This is a genomic window from Candidatus Methanoperedens sp., assembly GCA_027460525.1.
Lineage (GTDB): Archaea > Halobacteriota > Methanosarcinia > Methanosarcinales > Methanoperedenaceae > Methanoperedens.
This window is the reverse complement of record JAPZAS010000015.1, coordinates 42,922-64,548: the sequence shown is the minus strand read 5'-3', so window position 1 is coordinate 64,548 and position 21,627 is coordinate 42,922. Positions and strand designations below refer to the sequence as shown.

Sequence of the window (21,627 nt, the reverse complement as noted above, 5' to 3'; positions counted from 1 at the left end):
GATGTCATTACTTTTTCGATTCATAATCCACTGTAGGCGCTGCTTCTCTCACCGAAGTCATGTACTTTGCCACTTCAACATGCAGCGGATGCGCCTGATATGCCTGCAAGTCATCCATCGAATCAAATTTCGTCACAAGAGCAATGTCATACGAACGCTCGGAATGAAGAACATCTGTCCCCACCTCAAAATGACGCAACTGAGGTATTTTGCCTTTCATACCCAGCAGAACATCTCTTGCCTTCTCAACACTTCGCGGGCTTCGGTCTTTCAATTTAAAGAAAACTATGTGCGTAATCATATCTCCACCATCAACTTCCTCACAGGTTCAAGTATCATATTCATATACTCAGCAGCCGCTGCTTTCAAATCCATCGGGTGAAGCGCCTTTTCTGCAAAATCGGATTCAAGCGCTTCGTAACTGTTGTAATGCAAGTCTCCGCCGTATTTTTCAGGGCGCTTGATGGTTATTTCAGGATAGTGCGGCATGATGTGGAATTTGAAAAGGCAAAGAACGGGATTATCCCTCACCTCGCCCTCAATGCAGAACGCCCCTTTCAGTTTCTTTTTTATATCCTCAGGCGTGTCATCCACAGAGATGTAATTCCCCTTGCTTGAGGACATCTTCTTGCCATCAAGCCCGAGAAGGATAGGTGTATGGATGCATATCGGCGCCCTGTATCCGAACTCGGGCAGTCCTTCCCGCGCCAGCATATGAATCTTTCTCTGGTCGATGCCTCCCACAGCCACGTCAACTCCCAGATGAGCGATATCCAGCGCCTGCATCAGTGGGTAAATCATCTGGGAGACCTTGGGGTTCTCTGCATCCCTGCTCACCTCGTCCATGCTGCGGCGTGCGCGGTTCAGCGTGGTGGTGCGCGCCAGTTTGAGCACATCCAGCATGTAATCAGGCTCCAACTGGTACGAAGAGCCGAGCACGAAATTGGTATTTTTCTCATCAAGACCGAGCGCTATGAAACATCTCTTGTTGTAGTCGGCAATCTTTTTCACTTCATCCATGGTTCCCTTTTCGTTGAGATAGGCATGGATATCCGCAAGCAGCACGGTGATTTTGAAGCCTGCCTGCTGGAGGTCGAGGAGCTTGTTAACGGTGAGCACATGACCCATGTGGATCTTGCCGCTGGGTTCGTAGCCCACGTAAGCGGAACATTGTTTGTCTGAATTGACAAGTGCTTCAAGTTCCTCTTTTGTAACTACCTCTTCGGTATTTCTGGTGATAAGCGCTAATTTGTCCATAATGGAAGACTCCTGTTGCCTCAAAACCAGCGGTTCTATGTCAGGTAAGCACATAAACTCTGCGCAACGAAACATTTAAATTTATAATTGATATTATTATAGACTGCTGTCTTGTCATAATAAACGGGAGATGAGGGATTACGGTGAAAAATCAGCAAAATGTATTCCTGCTATTCATCTTATTTTAACATCTCAGAACAAAGATACAGCCAATTGGCCTGAAAAATAAAATATAAAGAGGAGTCTAAAACATGAACAAGAGAACAATCAATTTGCTTTGCGTAATAGCATTAACATGCGCCGGATTTCTATCTGTTGCATCGCCTGTAATTGCTGAATATGGAACAGGAGCTGCAATGGAAAGTGGAAGCCTTAAAAATAAATTATCTGAAATAGACGCTTTCCATCCCCCAACCAGAGGCTATCCAGGGGTCCTCATGTATAAAGAATGGCACTATTTCAATATCCTTGATGATGAGCAAAACCTTTCATTCATAACAACATTGACCCTGAATGGAAATGTTTCAGACCCGGGGATGAGCGCTGCCGTAGTCCTTATGAGTTACTTCACCCTAGTCAAGGAGAATCTTACCGCGGATGTATATCCTGTTACCCTTGCAGAATGGTCGGACATGACGCCTGACATGAGGATAGCTGGAAGTAGTGTAAGACTGACCAAAGAAGGATATCACCTGCATGTTGTATCTGCAGATACCCGGTCGGTTTTTGATGCGATATTCAAACCAGAGGCTGAGCATGCCCCTGTTTTCAGTGTTCCTCTTGGGGAAGGCAGGATAATCAACTGGCTTTCAGCATCGCCAAAGATGAAAGTGAACGGTAAATTCACCGTCAATAGAGGGACTGCAGAGGAAAAGACATACACATTTAAAAACGTAAGAGGGTATCATGACCACAACTGGGGTTACTGGCTCTGGCAGGATGACCTGGGATGGGACTGGGGGCAGGCAACCCAGGTGAAAGGTGGAGACGAGACCGGGACATACACATTCTCCTTTGGCAACATCACCAATATGAACCACACAGGATCAAAGAGTACAGTCCTTGAATTCTGGAAGAACAAAAAAATAATAGCCGGGTTTAAAGATAACGAAATACAGATCCGACATGAAATAATGAATACTGTACCAATACTGCCAGATGCCCCTTTCCCGTTAGTTACTGTTCTGAACGCAAATTCCGGAGAAAACAAGTTGAACATGGTTTTCACCACAGGACACATGACCCCGATCCCGATAGGCCTTGAAGGTGGTGGCTATCGGATCATCTGGGAATTAACAGGAGTGTATGAAGTCAGTGGTTACGTAAATGGAAAGCCGGTTTCCTATATAACTACGGGATACTTGGAATACGTGGCTTGAATTCGGTTGATCAAAGGGCTAAATCAAAGGTTTGAGTGGATTTTGACCCTTTGACAACTCTTTATTTTGTATGTATCGATCTTGGGCGGAAATGCTGCGGCCTAAAGAGGCTGCTATGGAAAATCCAAATAAGGTTTAAAATATTAAATGATATTGAATGGGAACAATGTTTGAATTGAAAAAGACTCGAACCGATCTTGATATGATTACGAATTTATATTCAAGACTTTTTGATAGGCTGATTCCGGGAGAAGAACTGGAAGCTCAAGACCTTAAAGCAATACGTAATAAGGATAAAATAGATTCGACTATTAAAGGTATTTCAGGAATGACCTCTGGAAATAAATATCAAAGGCGCGAGTACACAGTCAGCTGCAGGCATAGCTGGAGGCTTGTGCTGCAAGGGGGCGGTTCACGGCAAAATGAATCGGTCTGTATATCATCTTTTTCTGAGATTAACTTACGTTAAAACATTTCCAGTTCTTCAAACCATCAAAGTGGTCTTTATTGAAAGTGAATAATTTGAAACCCGGTCGTCAGGTGGTATTCAATACGAAGAATTATATCTTTGTGTTACGTTTACGTCGCGAGCAAAGAAAGAAATGGATATATCAATTATGCTGAAGGAGCAATGATTTTTTCGATTAAGGAAAAATTTAAAAACTATGAATAATTATTAGACCTCCTGCGGAATGGAAAAAATGAAAAAAAAATTTAACAATGAAATCCTTATTATCGGTTATGGCTCAGTTTCACAATGCACCCTTCCTGTTTTATTGGACAAGCTCGATGTTCCGTTAGAAAACATTACCTTAATTGATTTTGAAGACAAATCAAAAGCTCTGAAAAAATATACTGATCGGGGAATAAAGTATTTTCACGAAAAAATTACCCCGGAAAATCTAGATCAAGTTTTGTCAAAATATGTGGATAATGAAGGTTTGCTCATTGATTTAGCGTGGAATATAGGCGCCAATGATATTATTAAGTGGTGCCATGAACACAATGTATTGTACGTTAATACTTCGATTGAACTCTGGGATCCTTCTGAGGGAATTTATACGAAGAGCCCGTTTGAAAAATCGCTTTATTGGCGGCAAATGCAGTTGCGGGATCTTTCCCGTGATTGGAAACATGCGCCGACGGCTGTTGTTGACCATGGCGCTAATCCCGGCCTCATTTCTCACTTCGTCAAGCAAGGCCTATTGGATATTGCTGCTCGTATCTGTGCTGATAAGAAAGTTTCTCAGGGAGATGAAGAAGAAATTGCCCATCTTGCAAAAAACAGGGATTTTGCCCAACTATCGGAAAAATTAGGAATTAAGGTAATCCATTGTAGTGAGCGAGATACTCAAATTACCAACAAGCCAAAATTAGTTAACGAATTTGTAGGGACGTGGAGCATTGAAGGATTGAGGGAAGAAGGGACGGCGCCGGCTGAAATGGGCTGGGGCACGCATGAGAGGAAGCTGCCTTCTTTGGCCAATATACCTCCGTGCGGACCTAAAAATCAAATTTTTTTGCCTCAAATGGGCATCAATACATGGGTCAGATCGTGGATACCGGATGAAGAAATTGTCGGTATGATGATCCGCCACGGTGAAGCATTCGGCCTTTCAGACCGGTTGACTGTTTGGGAAAATGGTAAGGCGATCTACCGGCCTACCGTAAATTATGCTTATATGCCCTGCCATGAAACGCTTTCTTCGCTTCACGAATTGCGCTGCCGGAATTACGAACTCCAGCCAAAGATCAGAATTATGACAGATGAAATTACATCTGGCGATGACACTTTGGGAGCGCTCTTAATGGGGCATTATTATAATTCCTGGTGGACGGGCAGCTCTTTAAGCATTGACGAAGCCAGATCTCTCGTTCCGGGCCAAAACGCTACCACCCTTCAAGTAGCTGCGGGTATTGTTGCTGCCGTACTCTGGATGCTTGAAAATCCACGGGAAGGTATTAAATTGCCCGACGACCTGCCTCATGATTTTATTCTGGATATTGCTAAACCGTATCTCGGAAAATTTATTTCTACTCCGTCGGACTGGACGCCGCTCAAAAATCGCAAAATATTTTTTAAAGAAAATCCGGCAGCGAAATCCAATCCTGATCCCTGGCAATTTGAAAATTTTCTTTTTATAGATTAATAAGAATAATTGTTAATAATATCGGATACAATAATGATCGAAAAACAACATAAAATTCTAGAAAAAATTGCCCGGGAACACAGTACGCCGGTTTTTATCATAGATCATGAAAAAATCAGGGAGAATTATCGTGAATTCAGGGAAAAATTGCCTGATGTGCAGGCATATTTTGCTGTTAAAGCCAATTCCAATCCTGAAATTATCAAAACTATGTATGATATGGGTGCAAGTTTTGACGTGGCTTCTTTCCCTGAATTTATGCTGGTCCATGATAATATCAAGCATTTGCCAGAAAAAGAACGGCAGGATTTTATCTGGGATAAGATTATTTATGCTAATACCATCAAGCCTGCCGAAGTCCTGGCTAAGTTAAATGAATATAAAATATTAGTTACTTTTGACAATGTTGAAGAATTGAGAAAGATAAAAAAACATGCCCCGGATGTTGGTCTTGTTTTAAGGATCCGCGTACCTAATACCGGTTCTATGGTTGAGCTTTCTTCAAAATTTGGAGCCCATCCTGGAGAAGCGGTTGATCTTATCGCCGAAGCTGTGAATTTAGGGCTTGGGGTTGAAGGCATTAGTTTCCACGTAGGCAGCCAGTGCAATAATTTTGATAACTATTCGCAAGCTTTGAATTTCGCCTCCTCGATTTTCAAGGAAGCAGAATTGAGAAACTATCAAATTGGGTTTGTTGACAGAGAAGGTAAAAAAAGAAAGGTTTTGGATATCGGTGGCGGCTTTCCGGTAAAGTATACGCCGGACGTAAAATCTTTTTCCGCCCTGTCTGAAATTTTGAATTCGGAAATAAGGCGTTTGTTCCCCAATGATGATATTCAGGTAATTGCCGAACCGGGGAGATTTATGGTGGCAACGGCCTGTACCTTGATCACGAAAATTATTGGTAAGGCTGTTCGTGATGGAAAAACATGCTATTATCTGAACGACGGTGTTTATCATACTTTTTCCGGACAGGTTTTTGATCATCAGCACTATCCACTGCATTCCTTCAAGGGGGGAGAGAAAAAAGTTTGCGCTACGTTTGGCCCCACCTGCGACGCTTTCGACACTATTTCACTGGCCGATGAGCTGCCGGAAGATCTGCAAATTGACGATTTGCTTTATGCTGAAAATATTGGTGCCTATACGATCGCTTCAACCACTTATTTTAATGGTTTCCCGCCTCCAAAAGTTGTGCATTTGAATAAATAACGTTCATCAATGATAATTTTATATGCCCTCCATAGTTTAACATGCGTTAACCTCTTCCGAAAGGCAACCCTTTCATGTTGGGCGCACCGCACTTGATCGCGATACGTTCTCTGCACCTGTCCTAGCTCCGTTCATGCAGTATGTCTAAAAAAACAGAAAAAGTGTTGACATTGCGTTTATATGGATGAAAACAAAAAGTTAATCAAAATCCTCCTTAGTTTTCTCGTACATACTTTATCACCTCTTTGAGGGTTGGTTTTTTTCCATACATCAGCAAGGTGGCTCTGAAAATCCTGCTTGACAATTCAATAATTCCGATCACAGCAGCAATAAGAATGATTAGACTTATGACAATATCGCTAACCGGCACTTCGGAAATGGAAAGGCGGAGGATCATGGTCACAGACGATGTAAGCGGAAAGAAACTCAGGAACCTTGAAAAAAGATTGTTAGGAGTGTCAACTATGAACATCAGAAAGAATATTGGTATCATACCAGTGATAGAAAATATCCCTGCCAGTTGCTGCCCTTCCTGTGAGGATGTCGATATCGCGCCCACACCAGCCATTATGCTTGCAAATACCAGATAACCCAAAATAAAGTATATGGGCGCAAGGACAACGACCATAAGGGATAGTTTAATGCCGCCCAGGAAACCTGCGATAAACGGCAAGGAAGCCGAGAGGAGCGCGATACCGCACAAAAGCCATATGAGCAACTGCGAAAGCCCCAGGGCGCCAAGACCAAGGATTTTACCGATGAAAAGATCTCTGTGGGAAACAGAGGAAAGGAGTATCTCTATTACCCTGTTCTCTTTTTCTTCGACTATGCCCTGGAGAAGGAAACCCGAAGAAGAGAATATCGCTATAATAAAAAGCAAAGCAAAGCCTAAAGGAATTATAAATGTGCCGAATCCTTCTTTGCTTTCTTCGTTCTTATCTATTGTAAAAATTTCGCTATTTATCGGCTGCTTTACTCGCTGAATAATATTCTCAGGTTGTCCCTTTAACAGATTATCTATCAAGAAATCCCTGATTTTTTCTTCCACCTTTGTCGTGGATGCAGGGGATGTTTTTTTTGTCGAATAGATGTAAATCTTTCCGGTATTGAGGTAATCAGCCGGAATAATAAAAAAATGAGTTATAGCCCCGTTCTCAAGAGCCAATTTCGCAGAGCTTTCATCCTGATATTCTGTAAAATTAGATGACTGGAAGGTACTGATCTTATTTATATAGCCGACCTTGACTTCCTCGCCTTTGAGTCCTTCGATACCAAAAAAAAGTACAGGAATAGTAGATATAATAAGGATGAAAAGCGGTATCCCGAGGGTCATCAGAATGAATTCTTTTCTTTTTATCTGAGTCATGAACTCATGTTTGGCAATGAGCATGTATTTTTTCATATTCCCTCTGCCAGTTCAATGAATATCTCGTTGAGCGATGGGGCTGCTATCTCGAATTTGTTGACCCTGACCTCATCCAGTAAGGTCCTTAATACCTGCCGGGCATCAGCGCCTTCATCGAGAACCATTTCGGCATACTTTCCGGAATCATTGATTTTTTTAATCCCCTGTATTCTTTTCAGTTCTCCCTCATACTCAAGGAATATTGTGTTTTTCCTATATCTGGCTTTTATTTCTTCCATGCTGCCGTACAGTACCATTGCCCCCCTGTGTATCATGAATATCCTATCGCACATATGCTCTACCTTATCCATCATGTGAGTGCTTATGAGTATGGTTTTCCCTTCTTTCTTTAGATCAAGCATCATGTCTTGCACAAGCTTCATGTTAACAGGGTCAAGCCCTGAGAAAGGCTCATCAAGGATTATTATATCAGGATCGTGTATAATCGCCGCAATGATCTGGATTTTCTGCTGCATACCCTTACTCAGCTCAGAAATTTTCTTATCCTTATGTGACAACATGCCCATAATCTCGAGGAGTTCTTCGGCCCTTTCTTTATTCGGTTTATTTTTCAATGCACTAAGGTACATGAGAGTGTCCATGACTGTTAGCTTTCGATACAAACCCCGTTCTTCAGGAAGATAGCCTATCTTATCTTTCATTTCTTCAGATAGCTTGCTATCCCGCATTCTTATCATCCCCGAATCCGGTCTCATTATATCAAGAAGCATGCGTATAATTGTAGTTTTCCCGGAACCATTTGGTCCTATTAAACCGAATATCTCGCCAGGTAAGATATCAAAAGATATTTCGTTAACTACAAATTTACCATTAAATGATTTCGATATTCGCGAAACTTCAACTGTATTTTCCATTTCAATTTTTCCATCCTTCAGTTTTATGATTCGATCGCAGTTCTACGCCAGCTCCTTATCATGTAATACAATAATAATAGTCTTTCCTTCATTAATTAATTCTTTAAATAATCTGCATTATTCGAGTGAGGTTTGTAGCATAGATGTGATTAAGCCCTTTTTATCAACAACAATAAGTAAACTACTCAGGCCTAAAGCTACGCCAAAATTAATAACATGAGGCGTATATTCAGTATTGTAAATGCTTTCTCTCATAATCCATCCGCAGGAATCAAAAATCCTCGTTCTACCAATTAAAAATAATGATATAGAGCCCATTTTTCAAGGGATTCTGATATTAAAAAATACTTCAAAAGGAGCACGCGCTGGTAAATTCAGGATAAAACAGGGAGAAAAAGAAGAGTTCAGGGCGCCGGATGAACTCATCGAACTTCTGAGGCTTGCAGATAAGATACTTATCGCTGAAGGAAATGAGGTCTCTGAGGCAGGATTCAAGGAACTGCTCAGTGCATATCAACTCGATTATGGGTATACAACCACATGCCGCCTGTGTCTTCTGGCAGGAAAATATACCACAGTGAATAATAACTCTATCCGCTTTAACAACGAATCGATTTGCGAAGAGTGCGCAAAAAAAGAACTGACGAGAGAGGCTAAATCTTTGAAAATAGGCGCTCATGGACAGGAAAGGCTTGTCCATATATTACTTAAAGCAAGAAATCTCGATAGGGTGCTTGCCATGCTCAGTCCAGAAAAACTGGATTCGGGATTGACAAGATTCGATACAATAGAAGCCAGCAGGGTTGAGCGCTCGATAAAAGTAAAAGACCTGGCTGTGCATTCAGAACTCAAAAAGATACTACTTAACCAGCTTGAAGAACTGATGCCTGTCCAGGCACTTTCAGTAGAGGCAGGACTCCTCGAGGGAAAAAACCAGTTAATCGTTTCGGCTACTGCCACAGGCAAGACGCTGGTGGGCGAGCTTGCAGGCATCCAGAACATCCTGAACAAAAAAGGGAAGATGTTATTCCTTGTGCCACTTGTAGCGCTTGCTAACCAGAAATATGGACAATTCAACAAGCGCTATTCTTCCATGGCAACGACCTCCCTGCGGGTGGGTACGAGCCGCATAATAAAAGGCACAAAAGGTATGCGGACCTCGCTTTCCTCGGATATAATCGTTGGGACCTACGAAGGCATCGACTTTGTCATCAGGTCAGGCAGTACAAAATCGCTCGGCAACATAGGGACGGTAGTTATTGACGAGGTGCACATGCTCGAAGACACAGAGAGGGGGCACAGGCTTGATGGTCTTATCGCACGCTTGAAATTCATTGCACCTGATGCGCAGTATATATACCTCTCGGCTACCGTGGGAAAACCGCAATGGCTTGCTCGTAAACTTGGTGCAGAATTAATCGAGTTCGAGGAGCGCCCGGTTCCAATTGAAAGGCATCTTATTTTTGCGCCCGAATATGAGAAGAAGAGATTGATCGAGCGGCTTGCCTGGCAGGAATACAATATGAAGTCCTCAAAGGGGTTTCGCGGTCAGACCATTGTATTTACCAACTCGCGCCGGAACTGCCATTTGCTTGCTGATGGTCTTTCTATAAAAGCGATGCCTTACCATGCAGGACTTTCTTATAGCGAACGGAAAAAAGTGGAAGAGAAATTCGGGAAAGGAGAGCTGCCCGTAATTGTGACAACGGCGGCGCTTGCAGCAGGTGTGGATTTCCCTGCATCGCAGGTGATTTTTGAATCACTTGCAATGGGCATCGAATGGTTAAACGTGAGGGAGTTCCAGCAGATGCTTGGGCGCGCCGGGAGGCCGGATTACCATGACCGCGGCGTGGTTGTGCTTCTGGCTGACCCTGAGCGGAGATTCGGGAAAGGGGATTCAGAGGATGAGATCGCTTTTCGGCTTCTGAGAGGCGAACTGGAGCATTTTGGCGTGGACTATGGAGACGATGAAATGCTTGAAGAGACTCTTTCCGACATCGTGGTAGCTCATAAACTTCAGGACATAAGGAAGATAAATGGATTGCTGCTTGGCGAGGGCGACCTTGATTACCTGCTTGGCAAACTCGCAGAATACAAATTTATTGAGAAAACAAATGCGGGCTTTTATCCCACGGGACTTGGAAGCATTGTGGCTTCGCATTTCCTGAGCGTGGAGCAGACCTTTTTGATTAAGAACGCCGTCGTTTCCGGGCGCGAGCCGATGGATATAGTTACGGAGCTTGAGACCATGGATGCCGTGTATTTCAGGTTTGCTTCGCAGTTGTCGGATGCCCTTGGAACCGACATCCCGACAAGAGTTTTCGGCGCCGGGCTTGATATCGTTTTTTCGGCTGACGGCTTCGCAAAGCTGAAAGAGAACCTGCGCCGCACCATGCTTGAGCTTGCGCGGGAGTTCATGACATGCACATGCAGGGACTCACCGTACTGCGGCTGCGCCGAGAGGAAGTTCTCGGCAAGGGTGATTGAGCTTTGCGCTGAGGGACTCTCGCCTGATGGGATTATTGCGGAGCTTGAGAAGCAGTACGGGGTTTATGCTTATGCCGGGGATGTGCTTGGCTACCTTGACGGGGCTGCGAGAACTCTTGAGGCTGTGGAGTTGATTGCAGGGATTTATGGGAAGAAGGAGCTGGGTGAGAAGGCGAGGGGGTTGAGGGAGAGAATGGAGGGGTAATGTCCAATTCTTCTCATCGCATTAATCCGCAAGTTCTATTTCAAAAACTGCTCTTGCAATGAACCCGAATTTTAAATCAATCCTCTCAGTGTATGGAATCCTGTCGCCAGTGCGGTCTTAAGAATATCAAGCGGATTGGTGATACCAAGATAATGAACCATAAAAGGAATTGCAACAAACGTCCCGACCATGCTGCCGAGATTCGCCAGTCCTGCAACAAGTATTATGCGGAACAACCTATTCTGCATCAATTCCTTCATTGTTTCAATTTTCATTATTATCATGAAATCCTCCGTGGTCGGCGGGCGAAAATGCGCTTCAACAACCCCCACAAGCCAGCCAATGGCTAGGAAGGGATGCAGGAATGCGAACCAGGCAAGACTAAAGGCAGTCAATGCTGAAAGGGGATGTCCTCTTGCGATAATGACCCCAACGGCAGAAAGTATGCCCTGTGCCACAAAAAGGTATAGCATTGCTGTAAGAAGCTTCTCAAGGGGATATCCACCTAAAACCAGAAGAGCCAGCATTCCCACGACCATTGCTATGAAGGCTATAGTTGCAGCTTTAAACCAGCTAAAACCCTTTTTTGAGAGCGTTGTCAATTCCTCTATCGGAGGGATGGTTTCGGGAGCGTCAAGATATCTCTGGATTCCTTCCCTGTGACCTGCGCCCACAACTGCCACAACACTTCCTTCCTTCGATATTTCAAGAAGGTTCTTAGCCATGAATGCATCTCTCTCATCTATCAGGACAGATGCGGCGCTCGGAGCCATCTTCCGCAATTCAGCCACCAACTGCGTTACAACATCCTCATCTGTAACCGTCTCCATATCGATTTCCTTTCCCCCAAAACCGACGGTTGCGCCGATTAAAGAGACAAAAAGCTTCAGTTTCTCAAAAAAGGACATTTTGTTCCAGAAGCGCCCCAGCGTGAGCTGGATATCCCTGTCTATAAGTGCCACCCGCGCGCCTGTTTTTTCAGCTTTTTCAATGGCAGAAAGCATCTCTGCCCCTGGCTTGACACCTGTATCCGCACCTATTTTTTTCTGGATGTAGGCAAGAAGCCACTGCAGTAAAAAGTAGTAAAACTTGCCCCCGCTGAGCATCTCTTTGACATTGATTTCATGAACTTCCTCTTCCCCTTTTAATGCCTGATATCGTGCCTTATCGAGTTCAACAGCAACAATGTCAGGTTTTTCTCTTTCAATTACCTCGTTGACAAGGGCTACGCTTTTATCAGAAACATGGGCAGTCCCGACAAGGATAATTTTAGAGCCAGAGGGTGCCGCAGGATTCCTGTAATTGAAATTGCAGCTTACAGTGTAAGTACCGTTATTCATGCTGTTCTAATAATTGCACAGATCGCAAAAGGTCGGTTCTTGATACAATGCCTACCATCTTTTTATCTTTTGTAATAATAATTCGTCCGATGTTATTGATTGTCATGAGTTTTATGGCGTTTACGGCATCTTCATCCTCAGGTAGGCTGATAATCTCTTTGGTCATTATCTGCGAGATTTTAACGTTTTTTCTTTCTCCCCTATGGACTTTTTGAACGTCTGTAAAAGTTACTATGCCTTCCAGACGCCCATCATCCACAACGGGATATCCCATGTGTTTGAACTTGAACATATGTTCCACAAGCCCTTCAGCAGACATTCCTGACGGTACGCTGTGAATATCTGTTGACATAATGTCTTTTATTTTCACGCCTTCGAGTACGACGCTCACCTCTGTGGCTTTTTCTTCCTCTGATGCGCCGATGTATATAAAGAACGCAATGAGGAGGAGCCAGAAACCACCAAACGCTATGTTCAAAAATCCAAAAATACCCATGAAGATTGCAAACATCTTGCCTATATTTGCAGCAGCGTGCGTAGCCCTGATATATGACATCCTGCCGGCAAGCCATGCTCTCAGCACCCTGCCTCCGTCCATGGGGAATGCTGGAATGAGATTGAAGATACCGAGAATTATGTTAATGTACCCCACCAGCCACACAAGGCGAAGATAAGGATTTTTACTTATATCTAGAAATAAATAAGAAAAGTAGGATAAATCACTAGGTTTAGTAAGCGAATAGGCTAGTGCGAGCACTAGACCGATTAAAAAGCTGACACCCGGACCTGTCGCAGCCATCTTGAACTCTACTTTTGGGTTTCTCGGAATCTCTTCAAGGGAAGAAACGCCTCCGAAGAGGAAAAGTGTTATACTCTGTATATTAGTCCCATGTCTTTTAGCCACATACGAATGTCCGAGCTCGTGCAGTAGTACCCCGATGAAAAGGAAGAGCGCAGCAGACATCCCCAGAGCATATTGAAGTGCTGTGGGTATCCCGGGGTCATTGAAACCGAAAGGTGGCGGATTATTTGCAAAAATCCATCCAAAAACCGGTAATATAAGAAGAAATGTTATATGTAATCTAATCGGGATACCCATTATTTTGCCTATCTGGATTGAAGCTGCCATGAAATTCCTCGCATATTATGATACTGCTTAATAGGAGTTAAATCGTATAGACTTTGTGGATGCCGCGAAAAATCAGCGAAAAAGATATAAGAGGACATTTTTATAGGTATTAGCTCCCTTAACGTACGATAATGTTAAGGTGAATAACATATTATTTATTAAGGTACTATATGGAAAATACTGAAAATGATTTAAAGAACCAAGATCTTCTCGGCGGTATAGAGATAACATCCACAAAGGATATCGAGGTTCCTAAAAAGCTAATTGAACAGGTTATAGGTCAGGAACATGCAGTAGAAGTAGTAAGAAAAGCAGCCAACCAGCGAAGGCATGTGATGATGCTGGGTACTCCAGGCACGGGTAAATCGATGCTTGCAAAAGCAATGGCTGAATTGCTTCCGAAAGAAGAATTGCAGGATGTACTGGTGTACAACAATCCTGACGACCCGAATAACCCCAAGATACGCATCGTTCCAGCAGGTAAAGGTAAGGAGATAACCGATGCCCACAAGCTCGAGGCACAAAAAAGAATGCAGGCACGGAACATGTTCATCATGCTCCTTGTCCTGGGTATAGTGGGATATTCATTTTTTATAAGAGAGTACCTCCTGGGAATAATAGCAGCCGTATTGATTGCCATAATGATGCGCCAGTTCATGCCTAAGGAAATGGCTTTAATACCGAAACTCCTTGTTTCAAATACCGGCAAGGAGACAGCGTCTTATATCGATGCAACAGGGGCGCATGCCGGAGCGCTTCTTGGCGATGTCCGCCACGACCCCTTCCAGTCAGGAGGGCTTGAAACACCTGCCCATGACCGCGTTGAGAGCGGGGCGATACATAAAGCTCATAAAGGAGTGCTGTTTATCGACGAGATCAATACACTCAGGATCGAATCGCAGCAGAATCTTCTGACTGCACTGCAGGAAAAGGAATTCGCAATTACAGGACAGTCTGAGCGTTCAAGCGGGGCTATGGTAAAAACAGACCCCGTGCCCTGCGATTTTATCATGGTTGCTGCGGGAAACCTTGATGCTATCAAGGGCATGCATCCGGCTCTTCGCTCGCGTATCAAAGGATACGGGTATGAAGTGTATATGAGTGACACCATTCCAGATACCCCTGAAAACAGGCAGAAGCTTGTCCGCTTTGTTGCCCAGGAAGTGGTGAGGGACGGCAAGATACCGCATTTTGACCGCGGCGCGGTTGAAGAAATTATCCGTGAGGCAAGGCGCAGAGCAGGCAGAAAGGGACATCTCACACTTAAGCTCAGGGACCTCGGTGGTCTTGTGCGCGTGGCGGGTGACATAGCGCACGGGGAAAATGCACCGCTTACCACTGCCCAGCATGTATTAAAAGCCAAGAGCATTGCAAGATCGGTTGAACAGCAGCTCGCCAACCAGTATCTTGAGCGCAGGAAGGATTACAAGCTTTATGTGAAGGAAGGTGCGCAGATAGGCAGGGTCAACGGTCTTGCAGTGATGGGGGAGGATTCTGGCATTGTGCTTCCCATAATAGCAGAGGTCACACCCACGCAGTCCATGTCCGAGGGGCATATCATAGCCACAGGCATGCTGAAAAATATTGCAAAGGAAGCCGTGCAGAACGTGTCAGCGCTTATTAAAAAGACCACAGGCAAGGATATATCAGGCATGGACGTGCACATCCAGTTCGTAGGAACGTATGAAGGCGTGGAAGGGGACTCTGCCAGTATCTCTATCGCTACTGCCGTTCTCTCCGCAATCCAAAGCATTCCTGTTGACCAGAGCGTTGCAATGACCGGCTCGCTTTCGGTAAGGGGCGATGTGCTGCCCGTTGGAGGCGTCACATACAAGATTGAAGCCGCCGCAAGGGCTGGTATAAAGACCGTGATAATTCCAAAATCAAATCTTGGGGATGTGTTGATCGAGGATGAATTCAAGGACATTATCAAGATAATCCCGGTGACTGATATCGAAGAGGTGCTGGAGTACAGTCTTGTTGGAAGAGAGAAGGAAGGGCTTATCGCCACGCTGAAAAAACTCGCCTCCAGAACTAAATTCAATATACCCCTGCCCGAACCCACGCCTGTAACTATTCTGTGAGCAATGCATGGATTATTATGATACCCGTATTATAAAGAGTGTAAGTACGGCTGTCATTCTGGATAACGGCGAAATTAGGGAGATTTCAAATAATTTTTCAAGCGGCGCAGCCGTAAGAGTTCTGAGCTCTGGCTCGTGGGGATTCGTATCGCAGGACAATCCTGAAAATCTGGATGGTGCGCTTCACTCTGCAGAAAGGCTTGCAGAGGCTGCACGAAACAGGTGCCCACGAAGTCCTATTAAACTCGCCCCGATAGAAAAGCCGGGTTTGCAGAATCTTCCCAGGGTGAGGGAGAATCCTTTGGATATTCCTGTTGATGATAAAGTAAAATTGCTTGCAGACATCGAAAAAAATGCCCGCATGGAGGGGATAAAAAGCACGAATGCTGTTTATTCAGAATCTTTTATAAATGTCAGGTATTCAAGTTCAGAGGGGCTTGATTGCGAATATACCCTGAACAGGATTGGTTTTTCCATAAGTGCAATTGCGCACGACGAGGGCACTTATCAGATTGGAAGGGAGAGCAGGTTCGGTGTGTCTGGTTTTGAGTTTTTTAAAAAGCATGATGCATTTGCGCTTGCGAGAAAAGCAGCTTCTACTGCACTTCAATTGCTCTCGGCAAAGGCGCCAAAGGCTGGGACATATCCTGTGATACTTGACCAGGAGCTGGCCGGGGTCTTCATTCATGAAGCCGTGGGGCATGCGGTGGAAGCTGACCATGTGATTGAGGGAAATTCCATCCTTGCAGGTAAAATAGGCGAGGAGATAGCGTCGCCCCTTATCACGGTATATGATGACCCGTCGCTTCATGAGTTCGGTTACTACCCTTTTGATGATGAAGGTGCTGAATCAAAGAGGACGACCGTAATACAGGACGGGGTTCTGAAGGCGTTTCTCCATTCAAGGGAGACGGCAGGTTTGTTAGGTGGAACGAGCAGGAATTCCCGCGCCCAGGGATATACCCGACCCGTGATCAGGATGAGCAATACCTTCATAGCTCCAGACGGAATGAAATTCGAGGAGATGCTGGGTGAATTAAAGAACGGCATATATCTCATAGGCTCGCGCGGGGGGCAGGTGAACCCGGGCGAGGGTGTGTTCCAGTTCAATGCCGAGCGCGGGTTCATGGTGGAGAATGGGGAGATTACCACGCCGCTGCGGGATGTTTCTCTATCCGGGAATACGCTTGAAATCCTGAATAACGTGGCTGCGGTGGGGAACGACCTTGAGATGAACTCTGGAAGGTGCGGGAAAGCAGGGCAACTGGTGCCTGTGAGCGATGGCGCGCCGCATGTGATGGTGAGGAAGGCAATGGTGGGAGGGGCGGGGTGAGATTGAGGGAATAAATTTAACCCAAAAGTTTTATGTCTTACAAACAAGATATATCTTACTATGCATGCAACAATCGATATGGTTACTATCTCGTCTAAAGGGCAGATAGTGATACCAAAAAAAATAATGAAAATGCTCGGGCTGAAAGAACAGGATAAGCTACTCGTTTTCAGTGTGGGAGAAAACATACTTTTTAAGAAAGTTAAACCCGAGATTTACGAGAAAAGTGTAAGGGATATACTGATGCCACTGCGAGAAAAAGCAGAAACCAGAGGTCTCACGGATGAAGACGTGGAAAAAGAGCTAAAAGCCCACAGAGCGCAAAAAAGGTAATAATGCTGAATTTTGTATTCGATACAAACGTACTGGTTTCAGCTTTAATATCGACTATGGGCAATCCTGCCTTATTGCTGGATAAGGCTGGAAAAAATTATACGCTTTTCATTTCAAAGGACATACTTACTGAATTAGAGGCTGTAATTTCAAGAGATAAATTTGGATTTAAAGAAGAGGAAGTAAATACAATCATCGAAGCAATTATATCCTTCTCTGAGGTCATAAATCCTGAAATTAAATTGGACGTTATAAAATCAGATCCTGATGATAACAAAATACTGGAATGCGCAGTCGCATGCGGCGCATCTTATATTGTTTCAGGAGACAGGCATCTTCTCGAGTTAAAAAAATATGGCAAAATTAAAATCATTACACCGAAAGTAGCCCTTGGTCTTATAAGATAAACTAAAAATGCCCCAATTTACTGAAAAATCAATTGGTGAAGATAATTTTGTAGAAAAACTTCAAGAGCAGGGCAACTGGTGCCTGTGAGTGACGGGGCGCCGCATGTGATGGTGAGGAAGGCTGTGGTGGGGGGAGCGGATAAAATCCTATCTTAAGTTTTAAATAGATGCTACTCCAATGAAGATTGATCAAATGGCTAGCGCAGCAACAACTGGAAAACATCAAGCAGGCTGGATTACAATATCAACAGACGAATACGAATCAATGAAGGACACTATAGATGTTCTATCTGATATTGATATAATGGAACAGCTTGACGAAGGCAAGAAAAAAGGTGTTAAAGTTAGGGACTTTGAAGAGTTAGCTAAAGAACTTGGGATTTAGAACTCGTCTTTGTGTTTTATAGCTTCGATCGTGACGGTTTGTTCGTTATAATCAATCGTATATAGTATTCTAAATTTATTCTCAAAATATAACTCCCAAGTTCCATGAAGCACTCCCCTTAGAGGTTTGCCGTGCAGGTCAGGATGCTCCTGTAATTTTCGGATTTTGATGGCGAAGCGTCTCTGAATCTCCTTGTTGTATTTTCGGAGCTTTTTTTCTGCGGGTTCTCTGATTTTAATCGTGAAGGTCATATTTAGTACACTCTATGTTTGGTTTTATACCAGATTGGTTACTACAGCATAGAAGTACATTTCAAGGGTTATAATAGTTTTTCAAACCATATTTGAATACAACATAATTGATTGTGTTACCACATTATTTGCCAATTATTTACCAATTGATTGGTAAATGATGACAACTAAAGCCCTGCGATGATCATTCGGAGCTTATTCAAATATATTTATAAAATTAAATTTTTTATTAAATAGGGTTCTGATAAGACCAATACTCTTTTCATTTTTAAAGAATTTATTATGGTAATAACCTGGTTGTTTTTTTAACTCATTAATGCACTCTGCAAATTCATTTTTAATGGTAAGATAATCATTCCGTATTTGCTCATTCTTACTATCAATTTTAGAAATTATTTTCAATAGATCATCTTTATTACCATTTATATCAATTTTTTTATCATCAAAATTTTTATTTTGTAGGAAATCTCTAAAAATGTTCAATATGAAATATTCGCTATGCAGTAGAAAATCATAATTATAAATCTCAATCCTCTCACTCACTGATATAACTTCAGCCTCTGCTTCTCTATATTTCTTTTTGTATTCATTTTTTTCCATTTCAATGTAATTTAATAATTTCCAAGACATTAAAATTTTTTCGGCAAGCGTGTCGTCTTTTTTATTAAAAATCTCATCATAAAACCCACCGTCTTTCATGAAAATTCTTCCTTTCTCACTTTTTGCTTGGGCAGGTTTGTTTAAATACATTGCTAAGAATGATTGCGCAGCGCTCTCATTACTAATTACCTTATTTTTGTAGTTGTCCCCCAACAGTTTTCTTTTTGCTTCAAGCGTCGGGTATAATGAATCAAATTCTCCCCTTTTTCTTTCATAGAAGTATTGGTAAGAATCTATTATTTTTTGTATTTTAAGTTGGATTTCATCATTGGAGCATAAATCTCTCAATCTTATTGCATTTTGTGAGTTTGTATATAATGTAACGCTTTCTATAAAATTCCTGTCATCAGTTTCTATCGCCTTGATTAGAACCTCTACGTTGTCCTTTAACTGCCCATTCTTATACGCTTCATGCAATGCATAAGTTGTTTGCGCCCCATTTATTATTTGAGCATAATCAAGATTAATCACTTTTCCTGATGTGGTTTCACTTATTTTCTTACAGACTATTGTAATACCATTATTAAAATACCAAAAAGAAGTACTTGTTTCATCATCAATAGCCGTCTCCAAAATTTGTCTATTGATGCTTTTTGACCTGACTCCTAAGGAATATCTTACATTTTGTTGGAATATTCTTTCTCTATAATCGTTATATATTTTAGCGAGCTCCTTGCCTTTACATGTGAAGACTCTTGATTTATTGGGCGTATCTTTGAAAAGAAGATTGGTTAATACCTCAAAAGAAATTCTTTCGGGTGCTGAAGCTCTTATATTTAAATATTTGTTTACATAAAAATCAAATAACGCGTCAAAATCGTAAAAAATAACGTTAATCTCTCTAAATTCTTGGTTGAAACTCGTTATGAATTTATCGTCAATTGGTTTCTTTTTTAAAGTTACAAATAAAATTTCAGTTTTATAATTGCCAGTTTTATCCAATTCGTGATACTCGTCAACTAAGTTTTCTAATTCAGGAGTTATTTTTCCTTTGTAATCGCCTTTTATAAGAAACCTAATACCATCTAAGGTAGATTTTACATCAATCTCTGAAAAATTATTTTTTGTATTATCAAAGGTTTCTACGGTTTTTGCTTGGATAAAGAGCAACTTGTAATTTATTTGGTCAGTCAAAACAGAGTCGACTCCCTCAGCATGTTTATCATTTATGATTCGTTCAGCTATTTCAGTTGGATCGTGAGTTAAAAAATTCTCTCCAAACCACATAATTAGTGCATCGTGGATTGTATCTAATTCATATCTCTTTTTAATATTTTCAAGTAATCCTTTTAACCTATCAAAAAAATCCTTTTCATCCATATTTTAGCCAGCGTCTCATTTCATTTCAACTAATTCTTTATTTATACTATATTTGGTTAAATATTTTATGATTCCATATTCAGATAGCTTATTATCAACTTTTCGTATGTACTTTTTTGTTCTCTTCCAAAAACCCCCTCTTCATCCTCATCGACACCCACCGCTTCGGTTCCTTCACAAGCTCGTACCTCTTTTTAACATCTTCAAACTTATTCTTGGCAACTTCCCAGAAGCCGTCATCCACAATGACCTTCCCCTCCACAAGCGCATCCAGAGCGATAGGATTTCTTTGCTCAATCATTTTAAGGAACTCGTTCCTTGTATATCCCTTAACCTCAATAGGCGTGTCTGTGAGCGAGTAAAGAAACTCAAGCCTTTCAAGAGGATTCTCTGGAAGCTTATCAGAAATCACGAGAAAATCGATATCGCTCCACACATTATAGTCTCCCCTTGCCATTGAGCCGTAAAGCACACCTGTGAATTTACCAAGCTTGGAAGATACAGCCTTTGAATATTCCATCAAAATATCAAAAACCTGCTCCATATTCTTTCCCTTTGTTTTTGGAATTAAAAGCCTTTCCACAAATCGCCACCATAACCTTATATATCCCTTTCAAAAAAGGTAATAGGAGGGATTATCATTAATTCAAGCGCCGACCGCTACAAGTACATGTCCATAAGGCAGTTGCAGGACATTACAGAAGAACTGAAGAAAGAAGCAAAGCACGACCCTGCGCGTGATAAAGAGTATCATGTGGCTTACAAAGCCCTGCAGGACAAAATAAGGGAAAGGGACAAGAATAGACCAAAGTGCATCCCCCAGCGCTTCGAACACGAGCTTGATGTAGCAGAAGAGTTCTAACACGATCTAAACACGACCTTCTTGAAGTATCATAATGCCTCCGGATTCCATCGACCCCGAGATTGTCAGGCTTTTCCCGTCTGTTAAAAGCGGCGCAGTCGAGCGCGGACTGTGGAGGATTCCTCTCTTCTTCGACAAAAGTTTCAAAAAAAATAGAGGCTGCATCCGCCTGCGCCGCTATATCGTTCACATGGCAGAGATGGGCGAAACAAAAGAGGCGATGATGGATAAAACCGATGAAATATACAAGGAGTTCTTAGCACTTATTGATAAATATCCCGTAGATGAGAAGACCCTCGAAAAAAGAAAGCATCAACTGGATAAATACATGATGGAATTCGTAGAAGAAGTAGCCGGGCTTATAGCAGAAGGGGATTCCACGCGTATGTATTGATAACATCGAAGATGAGGAAATTATTGTGATACCAAAAGAAAAAATCAAGAACTTATTTTTAATATTCCTTATAATATTTGCAGTAATTTTATTATTCGCTTTTGTGGACTTTTTGCTCCATTCCCTGAGCGAGACATACGCCGTGCCTCCAAGATATTT

At 42.6% G+C, this 21,627-nt stretch carries 21 protein-coding genes; 12 read left to right on the top strand and 9 right to left on the bottom strand.

What is annotated here, in order from left to right; translation table 11 throughout:
* Nucleotides 1–7: 7 nt before the first annotated feature.
* Entirely contained in the window at nucleotides 8–301 is a 294-nt protein-coding gene (locus tag O8C68_04805) for a Dabb family protein (GenBank protein MCZ7395123.1), read from the bottom strand.
* Entirely contained in the window at nucleotides 298–1,257 is a 960-nt protein-coding gene (locus O8C68_04800; protein ID MCZ7395122.1) for a tyrosine--tRNA ligase, read from the bottom strand. Before O8C68_04800 ends, O8C68_04805 begins: the two co-directional genes overlap by 4 nt.
* A gap of 251 nt (nucleotides 1,258–1,508) precedes the next feature.
* On the opposite strand from O8C68_04800, the gene O8C68_04795 reads away from it, so the two are divergent.
* The 4 genes from O8C68_04795 (at nucleotide 1,509) to O8C68_04780 (ending at nucleotide 5,998) form a co-directional block, all read left to right on the top strand.
* Nucleotides 1,509–2,636, top strand: a complete 1,128-nt coding sequence (locus O8C68_04795; GenBank protein ID MCZ7395121.1) for a hypothetical protein — start codon at nucleotides 1,509–1,511, stop codon at nucleotides 2,634–2,636.
* 166 nt (nucleotides 2,637–2,802) lie between these two features.
* The gene (locus O8C68_04790) at nucleotides 2,803–3,105 is read left to right on the top strand and encodes a hypothetical protein (GenBank protein ID MCZ7395120.1); all 303 of its coding nucleotides are present in this window, start codon (nucleotides 2,803–2,805) and stop codon (nucleotides 3,103–3,105) included.
* A 223-nt stretch (nucleotides 3,106–3,328) separates the two neighbouring features.
* Nucleotides 3,329–4,786 carry a saccharopine dehydrogenase NADP-binding domain-containing protein gene (locus O8C68_04785; GenBank protein ID MCZ7395119.1) on the top strand — a complete coding sequence of 486 codons (1,458 nt, stop codon included), beginning with the start codon at nucleotides 3,329–3,331 and terminating at the stop codon, nucleotides 4,784–4,786.
* Between the two features lie 33 nt (nucleotides 4,787–4,819).
* Nucleotides 4,820–5,998: a type III PLP-dependent enzyme gene (locus O8C68_04780; GenBank protein ID MCZ7395118.1), complete on the top strand. Its 1,179-nt coding sequence runs from the start codon at nucleotides 4,820–4,822 to the stop codon at nucleotides 5,996–5,998.
* 214 nt (nucleotides 5,999–6,212) lie between these two features.
* Here the strand turns inward: O8C68_04780 and O8C68_04775 are convergent, their stop codons facing one another.
* Both O8C68_04775 and O8C68_04770 read right to left on the bottom strand, forming a co-directional pair.
* Complete coding sequence (locus O8C68_04775) at nucleotides 6,213–7,400, bottom strand: ABC transporter permease (GenBank protein MCZ7395117.1); 1,188 nt, start codon at nucleotides 7,398–7,400, stop codon at nucleotides 6,213–6,215.
* Nucleotides 7,397–8,278, bottom strand: coding sequence for an ATP-binding cassette domain-containing protein (locus O8C68_04770; GenBank protein MCZ7395116.1), 882 nt, complete (start codon nucleotides 8,276–8,278; stop codon nucleotides 7,397–7,399). The genes O8C68_04775 and O8C68_04770 overlap by 4 nt, the downstream gene beginning before the upstream one ends.
* Nucleotides 8,279–8,519: 241 nt before the next feature.
* Here O8C68_04770 and O8C68_04765 point away from each other — a divergent pair, with 241 nt between their 5' ends.
* Entirely contained in the window at nucleotides 8,520–10,970 is a 2,451-nt protein-coding gene (locus O8C68_04765) for a DEAD/DEAH box helicase (protein ID MCZ7395115.1), read from the top strand.
* Between the two features lie 71 nt (nucleotides 10,971–11,041).
* On the opposite strand, the gene O8C68_04760 is transcribed toward O8C68_04765, so the two are convergent.
* Nucleotides 11,042–12,310: a TraB/GumN family protein gene (locus O8C68_04760; GenBank protein MCZ7395114.1), complete on the bottom strand. Its 1,269-nt coding sequence runs from the start codon at nucleotides 12,308–12,310 to the stop codon at nucleotides 11,042–11,044.
* Nucleotides 12,303–13,439 (bottom strand): CBS domain-containing protein, encoded by a 1,137-nt coding sequence (locus tag O8C68_04755; protein MCZ7395113.1) that lies wholly within the window; start codon nucleotides 13,437–13,439, stop codon nucleotides 12,303–12,305. The genes O8C68_04760 and O8C68_04755 overlap by 8 nt, the downstream gene beginning before the upstream one ends.
* A gap of 170 nt (nucleotides 13,440–13,609) precedes the next feature.
* Here O8C68_04755 and lonB point away from each other — a divergent pair, with 170 nt between their 5' ends.
* The 5 genes from lonB (at nucleotide 13,610) to O8C68_04730 (ending at nucleotide 17,981) form a co-directional block, all read left to right on the top strand.
* A complete protein-coding gene (lonB, locus tag O8C68_04750) occupies nucleotides 13,610–15,523 on the top strand; it encodes an ATP-dependent protease LonB (GenBank protein MCZ7395112.1) in 1,914 nt (637 codons plus the stop codon).
* A 7-nt stretch (nucleotides 15,524–15,530) separates the two neighbouring features.
* Complete coding sequence (locus O8C68_04745; GenBank protein MCZ7395111.1) at nucleotides 15,531–16,856, top strand: TldD/PmbA family protein; 1,326 nt, start codon at nucleotides 15,531–15,533, stop codon at nucleotides 16,854–16,856.
* A 60-nt stretch (nucleotides 16,857–16,916) separates the two neighbouring features.
* Nucleotides 16,917–17,189, top strand: a complete 273-nt coding sequence (locus tag O8C68_04740) for an AbrB/MazE/SpoVT family DNA-binding domain-containing protein (protein MCZ7395110.1) — start codon at nucleotides 16,917–16,919, stop codon at nucleotides 17,187–17,189.
* A gap of 2 nt (nucleotides 17,190–17,191) precedes the next feature.
* Complete coding sequence (locus tag O8C68_04735) at nucleotides 17,192–17,596, top strand: putative toxin-antitoxin system toxin component, PIN family (GenBank protein MCZ7395109.1); 405 nt, start codon at nucleotides 17,192–17,194, stop codon at nucleotides 17,594–17,596.
* Between the two features lie 193 nt (nucleotides 17,597–17,789).
* Nucleotides 17,790–17,981, top strand: a complete 192-nt coding sequence (locus O8C68_04730) for a hypothetical protein (protein ID MCZ7395108.1) — start codon at nucleotides 17,790–17,792, stop codon at nucleotides 17,979–17,981.
* Here the strand turns inward: O8C68_04730 and O8C68_04725 are convergent.
* From O8C68_04725 to O8C68_04715, 3 genes are all read right to left on the bottom strand, one after another.
* Nucleotides 17,978–18,232 (bottom strand): type II toxin-antitoxin system RelE/ParE family toxin, encoded by a 255-nt coding sequence (locus O8C68_04725; protein ID MCZ7395107.1) that lies wholly within the window; start codon nucleotides 18,230–18,232, stop codon nucleotides 17,978–17,980. The genes O8C68_04730 and O8C68_04725 overlap by 4 nt on opposite strands.
* Before the next feature lie 195 nt (nucleotides 18,233–18,427).
* A complete protein-coding gene (locus tag O8C68_04720; GenBank protein ID MCZ7395106.1) occupies nucleotides 18,428–20,212 on the bottom strand; it encodes an AIPR family protein in 1,785 nt (594 codons plus the stop codon).
* Between the two features lie 94 nt (nucleotides 20,213–20,306).
* Nucleotides 20,307–20,795: a nucleotidyltransferase domain-containing protein gene (locus tag O8C68_04715; GenBank protein ID MCZ7395105.1), complete on the bottom strand. Its 489-nt coding sequence runs from the start codon at nucleotides 20,793–20,795 to the stop codon at nucleotides 20,307–20,309.
* A gap of 87 nt (nucleotides 20,796–20,882) precedes the next feature.
* Between O8C68_04715 and O8C68_04710 the strand changes: the two genes are divergently transcribed.
* Both O8C68_04710 and O8C68_04705 read left to right on the top strand, forming a co-directional pair.
* Complete coding sequence (locus tag O8C68_04710; GenBank protein MCZ7395104.1) at nucleotides 20,883–21,074, top strand: hypothetical protein; 192 nt, start codon at nucleotides 20,883–20,885, stop codon at nucleotides 21,072–21,074.
* 34 nt (nucleotides 21,075–21,108) lie between these two features.
* On the top strand, nucleotides 21,109–21,468 hold the full coding sequence (locus O8C68_04705; protein ID MCZ7395103.1) for a hypothetical protein: 360 nt from the start codon (nucleotides 21,109–21,111) through the stop codon (nucleotides 21,466–21,468).
* The last annotated feature ends 159 nt before the right edge of the window (nucleotides 21,469–21,627 follow it).